The following is a 13,244-nucleotide window of genomic DNA, read 5'->3' on the forward strand; positions in this document are numbered from 1 at the left end:
TAGTTATAGAATGTAAGGAGTGACATGATGGGAAAGACAAGTAAGTATGTGACAGCTGCCGCACTTTGTTCAACGATAGTAATGGGGGGCTTACAGGCTTCATCTGTATCTTATGCTGCTACGAATTCAACTGTAGCGACATCACAATCAGATGCAAAGTTGTTAAATGATTTTAGAAAAGAATTAAAAAAACAGGTTGATAATCGAGAAGAAAATATTACAATCACATATAAAACAAAAGATGGAAATGCTAGAAATGTGATGGACCAATTGTACGGCGAGTTTAATAAAGTTGTAGATGCAGATGAGTATGTAAAATATAATGTAGCGTCTACTAGATATTCTATTAAAGGATTACCAGGAAACTATACGTTTACACTGCAAGTTAAGTACCGTGAATCAAAAGAGCAAACACAATATGTAAAATCTCAGGCGAAAGCGATTATAGGCTCGATTGTAAAACCAGGAATGGATGAACATGAGAAAGTAAAAGCTATTCATGATTACGTTGTAAAACATGTATCGTATGATACGTCTTATGGAGCATATACAGCATATGAAGCGTTAGCGAATCGTTCTGCCGTTTGCCAAGGATATACGTTATTAACATATGAATTACTAAAAGAAGCGGGCATTCAAAACCATATTGTAACAGGTACAGGAAATGGACAAGCTCACGCATGGAATTTAGTGAACATTGAAAACAAATGGTACCACCTTGATACTACATTCGATGATCCAGTGCCAGATAAAGCTGGACGTGTAACATATTCATATTTTAATATGTCTGACGAGCAGTTAAGTAAAGATCACGAATGGGATCGTAGCAAATATCCAGCGGCAACTACAAGTTATTTCAGTGAATTAACAAATAAAATAAAAGCTGGTAGCTCAAAAACTGTCGTATATGAGCAGATGTTAAAAGAAACAAATCTACAATACTTATCTGCAGAATACGGAGCAGAAAATTATAATGAATTTAAGAAAAAGTTACAGCAACAGTTTGCAGCTAAACCAGAAAAAGTAGAAGTGCGATATAAGCAGTCCATGGATGGGACGATGCAAGATATAAAGAAAGTATTAAATGAAATAAATTGGCCAAAAGGTGCAAAGCGTGTGTCTTATCAAGTAGCGCCTTATAGTGCATTGGCGGGTTATTCATTAGCTACAATTACGTTTACGTATTAAGCAATGGGAAAAAGCATCTGTAAAAGATGCTTTTTTTATTTATTGATTACTTTTTAATATTAAGAATTATGTGATAAAATAAAAGGATAAGGATGTGAATGCGGAATGAACTTGTTCGAAAGTAATATATTTACATTGATATATACTTGTTTAGTAATCGGACTTGTCGTTTTATTTTTCCTATCATTTACTTTGTTTATAAGAAGAGTATTGCAAAGCAGTGCTGCAAAAAAACAACAATTGATGCATATGAATCAGAAGCTAGATCGAATTATTGAATTGCTTGAAAAAGATAAGGAATAGCGATAAAAGAAGTATGAAAAGAGGAAAGAGAATGGCCAATTATATAAAAGAATTACGCGAAAAAGTAGGGCATGATTATGTTTTCTTAAACTTTGCCGGTGGTTTTGTATTTAATAAAGAAGGAGAAGTATTACTGCAAAAAAGAGGCGACTTTAACGCTTGGGGCTTTCCAGGGGGGGCAATGGAGATAGGAGAATCGGCTGCGGAAACTGCAATTCGAGAAATAAAAGAAGAAACCGGGTATGATGTAGAAATAAATGAACTTATTGGAGTGTATACAAAATATTTTCAATCATATCCAAATGGAGACAAGGCGCAGTCAATTGTGATGTGTTTTTCATGCTCAATAGTTGGAGGCGACAAAAAAGCAGATGGTGATGAAACGTTGGATTTGAAGTTTTTCCCGTTAGACGACATGCCACCGTTATTTTGTAAACAGCATGAAGATTGCCTGCAAGATTTATTGGAGAAAAGGGTAGGGGTATATCGTTAACATATAAAAAAGAAGCTAAATGAGATTAGCTTCTTTTTTATGTTTTATTTATTTCCACCAATCATCAAACATTGATGCTGGTACTTGTCTTTTATGCTCACTCACTGTGTAACGTTTTTCAATCTTTTCTGCAACGTCAGCTGGAACTGTTTTACCTTCTAAATAGTCATCAAGTTGATCATACGTAATACCTAACTCTGTTTCATCAGCTTGACCTGGCTTTTCATCTAATAAATCAGCTGTTGGCATTTTTAAGTAAAGTCGCTCGTCCGCACCTAATTCTTGCAATAGAGCGCGTCCTTGGCGTTTCGTTAATCCCGTTAATGGTAATAGGTCTGCACCACCATCTCCGAATTTTGTAAAGAATCCTGTTACAGCTTCTGCAGCGTGATCTGTTCCGATAACAAGGAGCCCTTTTTGTCCACCGATTGCATATTGTGTAACCATGCGGATACGTGCTTTCACGTTACCTTTATTGAAATCTGTTAACGATTCATCTAATAAGTTTTCGTATTGATTTGAGAAAGCATCAACAGTTGAAGCGATATCAAATGCAACAGATTGATCAGCTTGAATAAATTGTAATGCTAATTGCGCATCATCTTCATCTTTTTGCACTTTATAAGGAAGGCGCACGGCGATAAACGTTGCATTACCACCTTCATTACGAATTTCCTCCACTGCAAGCTGAGCTAAACGTCCCGCTAATGTAGAGTCTTGTCCGCCACTAATTCCAAGTACAAATCCTTTCGCACCTGTTTTTTTTACATAATCTTTTAAGAAATCAACACGTTTACGGATTTCTGCTTTCGGATCAATTACAGGCTGAACGTGTAATGCTTTCATAATCTGTTCTTGCAATGTCATTATGTTTTCCTCCTATTCATATTAAAGCGGTAAATAAGTTTATATGTATATTGGTACATACTTCTATCCTTTATTATTTCGCAAAATTAACGAATATACAATAGGATGTGTGTATGAATATGAATGTAGTCATTATAATGAAACTGCATCGTTTAAGCAATTTTTTTGAAACCTTTCAATAATGTAAGGTTTTTGTCATTTGAATCAATGGAAGGGATTTCCGTACTTTACTAATATAAGAACATAGTTAGTAGAAGGGCGGAGAAGTAATATGAATATTAGAGAACTCGCATATCGGAATGTGACGCGAAATAGACGAACATATTCAGCATATTTTTTAAGTAGTGCATTTGCTATTATGGCCTTTTTTGTTTATTCGTTTTTTGCGTTTCATCCAGCATTAAGTGCTGGAGAATTGGGACAATACGTGTTCGTAAGTATGTCGTTTGCACAGTCCATTATTTACTTATTTACATTTTTCTTTATTTTATATTCGATGGGAATGTTTTTAAAAACGAGAAAGCGTGAATTAGGAATTTTAATGATGTTAGGTATGACGAAATATCAATTAAAGCGTCTTATCTTCTTTGAAAATATTATGATTGGGATAGGGGCAATTATTTTTGGAATACTTGCTGGAATGCTATTTTCTGGAATATTACTATTTGTAGCTCCAATGATATTAAAATTAGATTTTACTTTAGCTTATTACATTCCAATGAAAGCCATTGTTGTAACGAGTATTATGTTTTTCGTATTATTTATGATTATTTCATTGTTTAGTGCAGGAATGATTCGAAAAAATAAAATTATGAAATTGTTTAGAGGGTCCGCAGAAGCGAAGCCGGAACCGAAAGCATCCATTATTTCTTCTATATTAGCGGTTATATTGCTTAGTGCGGGATATGCAGGAGCACTTCTCTCGCACGGTGCAATGGTATTTATCATGATGATTCCTGTTACAACGGTAGTCATTATTGGTACGTATTTGCTATACAAGCAGTTGAGTGTTTTTATTATTAGACTATGTAAAAAAAGTAAACGTTTCTATTGGACACAGACAAATATTATTACGTTGTCAGATTTAGCTTACCGTATGAGAGATAACGCAAGAATGTTCTTTATTGTAACTATTATTTCAACTGTAGCATTTTCAGCAATAGGTACATTAGTTGGTTTCACGTCCATGACGAAAGGGATTATGGAGAGACCAATTGCGTTTCACTATCATTCTAAGCAAGGAAATAGTAATGAATCACAGCATTTGAAGATGATTGACGAAGGGTTAAAGAAACATAGTATAGCAGCTTCAAAAACTAATATTTCAACGAAGAAAACGGAGGAGCAGTCGTTAAGAAGCGCCACGTTTATAAAGGAATCAGACTATAAGGAATATGCGAAGTTAACAGGAGAACCCTTTCATGCGGTATCAAAAAAAGAAGTTTTATTTTTGGCAGTTGATATACCAGGACCACCGATGAAAGAAAGAAAAGAAATTACGTTGCCGCATTTGAATGAACCTTTAAAAGTGAAAAAAATTAATACGTCTTCATTAAGTAAAATAATAAGAGGTAACGTTTATGTAATCTCTAAAAATCAATATGATGCATTACAAGATGGATTTAAAGAGGAAAAAGATTATGTGTACAAAACAGAAGGAACGAAAGATGAAGTTGAGGTTGGTAAAGAACTAACGCATCAGATGAAGCCTTATGAAGAACATATAACATTTAGTGCAGAAGAGTACGAACAAAACCAAAGTTTACAAATTGCAGGACCAATTCTATTTGTAGGTTTCTTTATCGGTATTGTATTTTTCGTATGTGCAGGAAGCTTCCTTTATTTCCGTTTGTTTTCTGACTTGGAGGATGATACTCGTTTGTTTGAAATGATTCGAAAAGTAGGCTTAACAAGTGGAGAATTATCGAAAGTAGTTACAATCAGGTTGGGACTTTTATTCTTCGTTCCAATAGGTGTTGCAACATTACATGGGGCAGTAGCGTTAACTGCACTCGGACAGATGTTTGAGTACTCACTATTTAAAGAAAATGCGATTGTATTAAGTATTTTCATAGTAATTCAAGTTGTATATTTTTTACTGATTCGATTTCGTTATTTAAAACAATTGAAAGAGAGATTACGTATTCGTTAAATGTGTTTTTTTAACTTGAGTACAAAATTTTCTAAAAAGAGGCAGGTATTACCAAAAAGTGATAAAATGGAAAAAGCGAGGTGAAAAAATTAATAAATAGTAAGGGAGGAAGTAATATGAAAGCAACAGGAGTTATTCGAAAAGTAGACGAATTAGGACGAATTGTAATTCCTAAAGAATTACGTGATGTATTGGGAATACAAATTAAATCACCGCTTGAAATTTTCGTAGAAGAAGACAAAGTCATTTTACAAAAATATCAACCTTACAATGCTTGTCAAATAACAGGTGATGTTTCAAATCAAAACATATCATTAGCAAATGGAAACATTACTGTTAGTATAGATGGAGCGAAATATTTAATAAAAGAAATAGAGAAGTTTTTAAACAAGAGTGGGGCTTAGTCTTAATTTATATTATTTTAAAAATTTCATATCATTCTTGAAAGACAATAAAAGGACCAATTTAGTGGTCCTTTTATTTTGGTTATTGGTTGTACCAATCGGATTTTTGATGTCTACAAATTACGAGATAAATAAAAGAGTAGTATAAATTTCGTAAGCCTTATTGAGAAATATTTTTAAGGAAGGAAAACGAAACAACTAAAACGAATGTTACATGTAAGCATTTTCAAAAGTGGTCTGAAATGAAAATAATATATTTTCAGGAGGGATTACGATGAACAGTAGTACAGCGAATAAACAAAAAGGTATACAATTGATTCCTTTTACAGTAGATAAGGTAGTTGAACAAGTAAATGAAATTCCACCAGGTGTACAACTCATTCATGCTCCACAAGTATGGGAGAAGAGTGCAAAAGGTAAAGATATTGTTGTTGCCGTATTAGATACAGGGTGTGATATGAATCATATAGATTTAAAGGATCGTATTATCGGCGGAAGAAATTTCACGAAAGATTACGAAGGAGATCCAAATATTTATCTTGATAATAACGGACATGGTACTCATGTAGCTGGGACAATTGCAGCGACTGAAAATGGAGTTGGTGTTTTAGGAGTGGCACCACTTGCTAAAATGTTAGTGTTAAAGGTTTTAGCAGGAGATGGTTCTGGAAGTTATGAGCAAATTATTGAGGCGATTCATTATGCTGTAAATTGGAGAGGGCCTAATAAAGAAAGAGTTAGAGTCATTTCCATGTCACTTGGTGGCCCGCAAGATGTTCCAGAATTACATGAAGCAATTCAAAATGCGGTAAAGCAAGATGTTCTCGTCGTATGTGCTGCTGGGAATAATGGAGATTGTAATGATAATACGGAGGAACTAGATTTCCCAGGTGCATACTCAGAAGTAATTGAAGTCGGTGCCGTCAATTTAGAGCGGAAAATCGCATGTTTTAGTAATTCAAATCAAGAAATTGATTTAGTGGCACCAGGCGATGAAATATTATCTACGTATCCTGAAGGGAAATATGCGGTATTAAGTGGAACTTCTATGGCCACACCGCATGTCGCTGGAGCGCTGGCATTGCTCATAAAGCAGTGTGAAAGGGAATATGGTAGAAAGTTATCAGAACCAGAAATATATGCACAACTTATTAAAAGAACTGTACCTTTAGGATATGAACGTACATCTGAAGGGAATGGTTTATTAGATTTATCCCGCTTTAATGGGCAGTAAGACCCCCACCTCAAAATTCAGCGAAAGCAAAGAAGTTAGGTGGGGATCAACTGCCCATAAAAGTCCGATTGGTGAGGGCTGATAATCAGTGGGGGATGAAGAAAACCCCCACTGATTAAAGTTTCACTTTATTAAAAGAATAGAAAATACTAAAAAACATTTCATATTCATATGAGATGTTTTTTAGTATGATTCTGTCGCATGTAACGGGAAATCTAGTCATGCATTCTTTTTCAAGAAATGTTTGTCGCAGCTACATCTATTTTTTGAAGTAGAAGTTATGCATACATTAAAAATGAAAAGATTGATTTACTTACGGGACAATTCTATCCGGATTTTTTTAAAAGACATTCGTCAATTATTACGTATACGTTGTTCAGTAGTGATATCGAAAAAGTGTGCTTTCGCTAAACTAAAAGCTAATAGAAGTGTATCGTTAGTTTTAATCTCGGAACGAGCGTTAATTCGCGCAATAAAGTTTTGGTTTGAAAGTTTTCCATGAATCATCGTTTCAGCACCTAATAATTCAGCAACTTCTACTGTAATTTCGACTGTGGATTCAGGAGAAGATTGAAGAACAATAGGTTCATCATGTATGTCTTCAGGACGAATACCGAGTATGATTTTTTGTCCATTATACCCTTTTTGGTTTAATGTTTTTAGTTGACCATCTGGTACTTTGAAGCGTATATCTTCCATGTGAAAATAGCTATCTTGTAATGTCCCAGTAAAGAAATTCATAGCTGGAGAACCAATGAATCCGCCAACAAATATGTTCTCAGGAGTATCATATACTTCTTTTGGAGTTCCAACTTGCTGGATGAGTCCGTCCTTCATAACAACAAGGCGTGATGCCATTGTCATTGCCTCTGTTTGATCATGTGTCACATATATAGTGGTCGTATTTAAACGGCGGTGAAGTTTAGAAATTTCTGAACGCATACTTACGCGTAATTTTGCGTCTAAATTCGATAGAGGCTCGTCCATTAAAAATACTTTTGCATCCCGGACTATAGCTCTTCCTAATGCAACACGTTGGCGTTGTCCACCTGATAATGCCTTCGGTTTTCGTTGTAAGTAATCTTCAAGCCCTAAGATTTTCGCTGCCTCTGTTACGCGGCGATTAATTTCATCTTTCGGAAGTTTACGTAGTTTTAAGCCAAACGCGATATTATCATAAACAGTCATATGCGGGTAAAGTGCGTAATTTTGAAATACCATCGCAATGTTGCGATCTTTTGGGGCAACATTATTCATACGCTCTCCATCAATGTAAAACGAACCATCAGAAATATCTTCTAAACCTGCAATCATACGTAGAGTTGTTGATTTCCCGCATCCAGAAGGACCGACAAATACGATAAACTCTTTATCTTCAATATGTAAATTAAAGTCTGAAACAGCAGTAGTTTTATTATCATAAACTTTAAAAATATGATCTAATACAAGTTCGGCCATACATATTCACTCCTTTTATATAATTAATCGAATTATAAGATTATTTAAAGTGTAAGTAAATTGGCAGTGTGCACAAAAAAATAAGGGACTTTTATGCAAGTTTACAGATTGAAGATACGAGAAAGCTTCTTTAGATATAAGTTCATCTATAGATAAGAGGAATAAGTGAAAAGAGCTTCCAAGTCATGCAAGAGTTTATATAACGATTATGGTATAAGAAAACTGAATATTGTCTTTCATGAGACATCTAAAGAAAGAAACGCCATATAAACTGCTACTGCACCTTCAAAAGTTTTAATATTAATTCCTGTTTTTTCAATAAATTTATCAATTCGATACTGTAAAGTATTACGATGTAAATATAATTGTTTCGCTGCAAGAGATACATTTAAGTTACATTCAAAGAATACTTTAACGCTATCTATTAGTTCTTTGTCATTAGAAATGTGAGCTAATAATTGATTCGTGTATTTTTTTCTTTCTTCTTTCGGTAATGAAATTATTAATTGATAAGGGAGCAGTTGTTCAATGTATGTAATTTTTTTATATAAATAGGGAGAGAGAATAGAAAATAATTTCCGCTCCCATTGATACAGATAAGCAAATTCAGTTGTTTGCGAATAGCGCTTTCCAACAAAAAAGGATAGGGATATAAAAAAGTCCGTTTCTAGTGTATCTAGAACTGTTTGCAATACAGATTCTAGCAAGTTTTCTTCTAAGATGAGGACGCCTGCTTGCGAAGTTTCCCATATCATTGTAGTAGGAAAAGAAAACATGGACTGTAAAGCATCTTGAAATTCATCTCTCTCTACTATAGGTTGTGTTGTGAAGAAGTGTAAAAAACGAACTGATAGTATAGAAATGTTGCTATTTTTGTATAATGCTTCATACCACAATTTTTCTTTTTTTGTTTTATAAAATGTGTCAGTATGAATAGGGGTTAAGATGGATGAAAGCAATTGATGTTCTCTTTGGTGTAATCGGATTTTTCGAATCCCGATTTTGTTTCCATCAACTAAAAACCAGCTATAATCTTCAGACAACACAGCTTCATTGATTTTGATATCCTCACCATAATATGCTTTTAATTGTTGAATCATAGGAACACTCTTCTTTCAAAAATTATAGTAACAATATAGTAAAGAAGTATAGATTCATTGTAATTATCTTTAAATTTTCGCACTAGAATCTAGTTTGTTTTTGCTAGAATTTATAGCATTTCTGTATTGTGAAGGTGATAGAGTCGTTTCCCGTTTAAATGATTGTGCAAAGAATGATTGGGAAGAAAAACCGGTAATAGTTGAAATGTTAGAAATCGAATAATTAGTAGTTTCTAACAATATTTTACTTTCTCTAATACGAGTTTGAATTAAATATTCAATGGGTGAAACACCGACGAATTTCCTGAAAGAATGGGATAAATAATATTTATTAATATGACTGATTCTTGCTAATGTATCTAGGCTAATATTTTCGTGAAAATGCTGCTTAATATAGTTTTTAATCAATTCAATATCTTTATTGATTTTTTGAGTAGATGTTTTCTCTACATTAAAAGATTTTTTTCGCATCATCTTAAGTAGTAAAATTTCTAGAATATTTTGTATAATTAAATCGTAATCTTCTTGGTGGTTTTCCACTTCCTCCACCAATTGCTGAAGATAGAAGAGAAAGTTTTTTTGATCCTGACTATAATTATGAATAGTGACTGGGCTAGGATTTTCTATGGATGAAAAGGACAGACCTTGAATACCAAGTGCGATATATTCAAGCGGGTAATCCGTATCAGACTTTTCCGTGTGCTCGATATTTGGATTAATGATAATCAAATTGTGTTCTTGGACAGGGATTTCTTCTTTATAAAAGATAAAAGTTCCTTTGCCCTTAGTAATATACAATAGCTCTGTAAAGTGATGAGCGTGAATGGTACTATGCCAATCTTTATCGTATTTTGATTTTGTTATATAAAGAAGTTTAACTGGAAGATGGTTTCGTTGAAATTGTGGAATCTCATATACTTCATTGGACAAATGAATCCCTCCTTCGTAGACTTTTTATTTATTTTATCCTTTATCAAAAGTTTGTTCAAATCCCATTTCAAAAATTGATTGCAGCAATTGAGAATAAATGTGCAAAAGAAGGCATTCGATTTTTGAAACAAGAAGAAAGCTATACTTCAAAAGCCAGTTTCTTAGACAAAGATCCAGTTCCAGTTTGGTCTAAGGATGATAGGACCCGTTATCGCTTTAGTGGCAAACGAATCACTCGTGGTCTGTACCAAAGTAAAGCAGGAACATGTATCCATCCTGATATTAATGGTGCGCTGAATACATTGAAAAAAATCAGGAGTTGTACAATTGTATGACAATCTCAAAGTGAAAACGCCAATTCTATTAGAAGTACAAAAACGTAAGGCTGTTGCTTCGTGCATAGCTTAGTGGGTGCGTCAACCATCCATGTGTACGCGACTCGTCGGGGCTTGTAGCACACGCCGGATCCATCTGAGTGGCGGCTTCTTCCTCAAGGGAAAACTGCTCTTTTTCGAAAGGGTGGTACAAGTGGGGAAACAATCGTTCGTTGTCAGTACCAACCAAAAACAGACTTAGGGTGTTACCATAAGGTAGCATGAATGCTAGAGCGTCAAACTGTCTAGCGTTCGAACTCAAGCTCCCACTGAAAGGCTTTATCTCAGTGGGGTAGTTGACAAAGATTTTAGTGGGATATTCAGTAAAAAGCAAGATATCTAAAAAACAGAACAAGATGTTTATTGTGAAAGCGTTATCTATTTTGTATTCTTTAATTATGAAAGGTAGATTAGGAGATGGGGGTCAGATAAAGATGAAAAAAAAGTTATTGTTGTCTGGGATGACAGCTTTGTTATCTTTTAGTTTAATAGCTTGCCAAGGTAATACTACAAAAGTTGATAACGCTAAGGATGGTAAGGGCTCCAGTGGAAAACAAACCCTTCATGTGGCAACACTTGAATCGGCTTATGGTAAAGAGATGTGGAGCAAAGTGATTGACGCATATGAAGCTGCTAATCCAAAAGTTGATGTTAAATTGACAGTGGACAAAAATCTTGAGGATGTCATAGGTTCAAATATGAAAGCAGGAAAGTATCCGGATGTTGTGTTGTTGGCAACCGGTAGAAAACAGGCGCTAACAGAAACCTTGATTAAAGATAAAGCATTAGAAGACATTACCGATGTTTTTGATAAAAATGTTTATGGTGAAGATGTTAAAGTTAAAGATAAGTTAGTACCTGGGCTTACTGGTACACCTGCCACTAATCCTTATAATGACGGTAAAATTTATATGGCACCGATGTTTTATAGTCCAACTGGATTATTTTATAATGCTAGTTTATTAAAAGAAAAAGGTTGGGAAGTGCCGAAGACTTGGGACGAAATGTGGGCTTTAGGAGATAAAGCGAAAGCGGAAGGAATTTCATTATTTACTTACCCTACTACAGGCTACTTTGATACATTCTTCTACTCTTTACTACTGGGGGTGGGTGGACCTGAGTTATTTAATAAAGCTATGAAATATACAGATGGTGTTTGGGAAACTTCTGAAGCAACAAAATCTTTTGAAATTATCGGAAAATTAGGAAAGTATACAGAGCCAACTACCGTTGCGAATGCAAATGATAAAGACTACAAGAAAAATCAACAGTTGATTCTCGATAACAAAGCTTTGTTTATGCCAAATGGTACGTGGGTAGTTGGTGAAATGAAAGAAGCTCCTCGATCTAAAGGGTTTGAATGGGGCATGATGGCTTTACCGACAATTGATGCTAATAAGGACCGTTATGCATTTACTTTCTTTGAACAAATGTGGATTCCTTCTGCAGCTAAAAATAAACAACTTGCTAAAGATTTCATGACGTTTGTTTATTCGGATAAGGCAGCTGAAATTTTTGCTGAGTCGAGTGCTATTCAGCCTATCAAAGGCCTTTCTAATAAACTGACAGGTGAAAATAAATCATTCTATAGTATCTATGATAATGGAGTGAAAGTGGGAATAGGTGGATTTGCTGCAACGAAAGCTGTTGAAGGTGTAAGTATGCCAGATACATTATTTAGAACGATTGATAGTGTTGTTTCTGGTGATAAAAAGGTGAAAGATTGGCAAAGCTCTGTTGAAAAAGTGAGTGACCAATTACGGTCTGCATTAAAATAAATTCGTTTTCACTATGTACAATGGTGAGTCGTCTAGTCTCACCGTTGTACTTATTAACTGAGGTGATGGCATGAATAAGACGACAGAAAAAAGAATTTTTATTTTTGTTTGTACTGCACCCGCACTAATCCTGTTAGCCATTTTTATGATTGTTCCTACGATTGAGGTGTTCAGGATGTCCTTATATAAGTGGGGAGGATTTTCTAATAATAAGGTATTCGTTGGGCTCGATAACTTTAAGATTTTATGGAATGATATGAATTTCTTTCGATCTCTCCAAAACAGTATCGTATTAATTGTTATTGTGACAATTATCACGATGGTGATGGCGATCTTGTTTGCTTCTTTGTTAACGAGAGAAAAAATAAAAGGTAAAGGCTTCTTTAGAATTATATTTTACCTCCCTAATATCTTATCAGTTGTAGTTATCGCGGGAATATTTTCTGCAGTTTATGATCCGACTACAGGATTGTTAAATAATATACTTGCTTTATTTAACCTGGAAAATCTTCAAAAGATGTGGCTCGGCAATCAAAAAATTGCTATTTACAGCATTGGCGGGGCACTCATTTGGCAAGCAATTGGTTACTATATGGTCATGTATATGGCGGCAATGGCAAGTATTCCGGAAAGTTTTTATGAAGCATCCGCTTTGGAAGGGGCTGGACGGATCAGGCAATTTTTCAGTATTACTTTACCATTAATTTGGAATAACATTCGGACGACGTTAACTTTCTTCGTTATTAGTACGATTAATTTAAGTTTTCTACTCGTTCAAGCAATGACTGGCGGGGGACCTGACGGATCGACGGAAGTGTTTTTAAGCTACATGTATAAGCAAGCTTACACGAATTCTTCTTACGGTTACGGTATGGCTATTGGAGTGGTCATTTTCCTATTCTCATTCGCATTATCTGCAATTATAAGCCGTGTCACTAAAAGGGAAGTGTTGGAGTATTAAGG

12 protein-coding genes and 1 pseudogene are annotated in these 13,244 nt (G+C 34.7%); 9 read left to right on the forward strand and 4 right to left on the reverse strand.

Annotated features, from left to right (window positions below):
• Positions 1 to 27 precede the first annotated feature (27 nt).
• The 3 genes from ACTFSI_RS09950 (at position 28) to ACTFSI_RS09960 (ending at position 1,984) form a co-directional block, all read left to right on the forward strand.
• The gene (locus ACTFSI_RS09950; protein ID WP_000520870.1) at positions 28 to 1,188 is read left to right on the forward strand and encodes a transglutaminase domain-containing protein; all 1,161 of its coding nucleotides are present in this window, start codon (positions 28 to 30) and stop codon (positions 1,186 to 1,188) included.
• A gap of 105 nt (positions 1,189 to 1,293) precedes the next feature.
• Positions 1,294 to 1,491, forward strand: coding sequence for a DUF4083 domain-containing protein (locus ACTFSI_RS09955; RefSeq protein WP_138322131.1), 198 nt, complete (start codon positions 1,294 to 1,296; stop codon positions 1,489 to 1,491).
• 31 nt (positions 1,492 to 1,522) lie between these two features.
• Complete coding sequence (locus ACTFSI_RS09960) at positions 1,523 to 1,984, forward strand: NUDIX hydrolase (protein WP_000035004.1); 462 nt, start codon at positions 1,523 to 1,525, stop codon at positions 1,982 to 1,984.
• A 48-nt stretch (positions 1,985 to 2,032) separates the two neighbouring features.
• Here the strand turns inward: ACTFSI_RS09960 and nadE are convergent, their stop codons facing one another.
• Positions 2,033 to 2,851: an ammonia-dependent NAD(+) synthetase gene (gene nadE, locus ACTFSI_RS09965; protein ID WP_000174879.1), complete on the reverse strand. Its 819-nt coding sequence runs from the start codon at positions 2,849 to 2,851 to the stop codon at positions 2,033 to 2,035.
• A 271-nt stretch (positions 2,852 to 3,122) separates the two neighbouring features.
• Between nadE and ACTFSI_RS09970 the strand changes: the two genes are divergently transcribed.
• From ACTFSI_RS09970 to ACTFSI_RS09980, 3 genes are all read left to right on the forward strand, one after another.
• Positions 3,123 to 5,003, forward strand: a complete 1,881-nt coding sequence (locus ACTFSI_RS09970; RefSeq protein ID WP_138322130.1) for an FtsX-like permease family protein — start codon at positions 3,123 to 3,125, stop codon at positions 5,001 to 5,003.
• Between the two features lie 116 nt (positions 5,004 to 5,119).
• A complete protein-coding gene (locus ACTFSI_RS09975; protein ID WP_000648332.1) occupies positions 5,120 to 5,407 on the forward strand; it encodes an AbrB/MazE/SpoVT family DNA-binding domain-containing protein in 288 nt (95 codons plus the stop codon).
• Between the two features lie 274 nt (positions 5,408 to 5,681).
• Positions 5,682 to 6,641: a serine protease gene (locus ACTFSI_RS09980; protein WP_001089037.1), complete on the forward strand. Its 960-nt coding sequence runs from the start codon at positions 5,682 to 5,684 to the stop codon at positions 6,639 to 6,641.
• A gap of 354 nt (positions 6,642 to 6,995) precedes the next feature.
• Here the strand turns inward: ACTFSI_RS09980 and ACTFSI_RS09985 are convergent, their stop codons facing one another.
• The 3 genes from ACTFSI_RS09985 to ACTFSI_RS09995 form a co-directional block, all read right to left on the reverse strand.
• Positions 6,996 to 8,099, reverse strand: a complete 1,104-nt coding sequence (locus ACTFSI_RS09985) for an ABC transporter ATP-binding protein (protein ID WP_000829436.1) — start codon at positions 8,097 to 8,099, stop codon at positions 6,996 to 6,998.
• Positions 8,100 to 8,335: 236 nt separating this feature from the next.
• Positions 8,336 to 9,199: a PucR family transcriptional regulator gene (locus tag ACTFSI_RS09990; RefSeq protein WP_000615932.1), complete on the reverse strand. Its 864-nt coding sequence runs from the start codon at positions 9,197 to 9,199 to the stop codon at positions 8,336 to 8,338.
• 69 nt (positions 9,200 to 9,268) lie between these two features.
• Positions 9,269 to 10,129: an AraC family transcriptional regulator gene (locus ACTFSI_RS09995; protein ID WP_000064376.1), complete on the reverse strand. Its 861-nt coding sequence runs from the start codon at positions 10,127 to 10,129 to the stop codon at positions 9,269 to 9,271.
• 44 nt (positions 10,130 to 10,173) lie between these two features.
• Between ACTFSI_RS09995 and ACTFSI_RS10000 the strand changes: the two are divergent.
• The 3 genes and pseudogenes from ACTFSI_RS10000 to ACTFSI_RS10010 all read left to right on the forward strand — a co-directional run.
• Positions 10,174 to 10,537 (forward strand): annotated as a pseudogene (locus ACTFSI_RS10000) (zinc ribbon domain-containing protein); the annotation flags it as partial.
• 400 nt (positions 10,538 to 10,937) lie between these two features.
• Complete coding sequence (locus tag ACTFSI_RS10005) at positions 10,938 to 12,281, forward strand: carbohydrate ABC transporter substrate-binding protein (RefSeq protein ID WP_041184207.1); 1,344 nt, start codon at positions 10,938 to 10,940, stop codon at positions 12,279 to 12,281.
• Between the two features lie 70 nt (positions 12,282 to 12,351).
• A complete protein-coding gene (locus ACTFSI_RS10010; RefSeq protein WP_001044587.1) occupies positions 12,352 to 13,242 on the forward strand; it encodes a carbohydrate ABC transporter permease in 891 nt (296 codons plus the stop codon).
• Positions 13,243 to 13,244: the final 2 nt, after the last annotated feature.

Origin of the sequence: Bacillus cereus group sp. MYBK101-2 (assembly GCF_051918845.1) — a bacterium.
GTDB lineage: Bacteria > Bacillota > Bacilli > Bacillales > Bacillaceae_G > Bacillus_A > Bacillus_A paranthracis.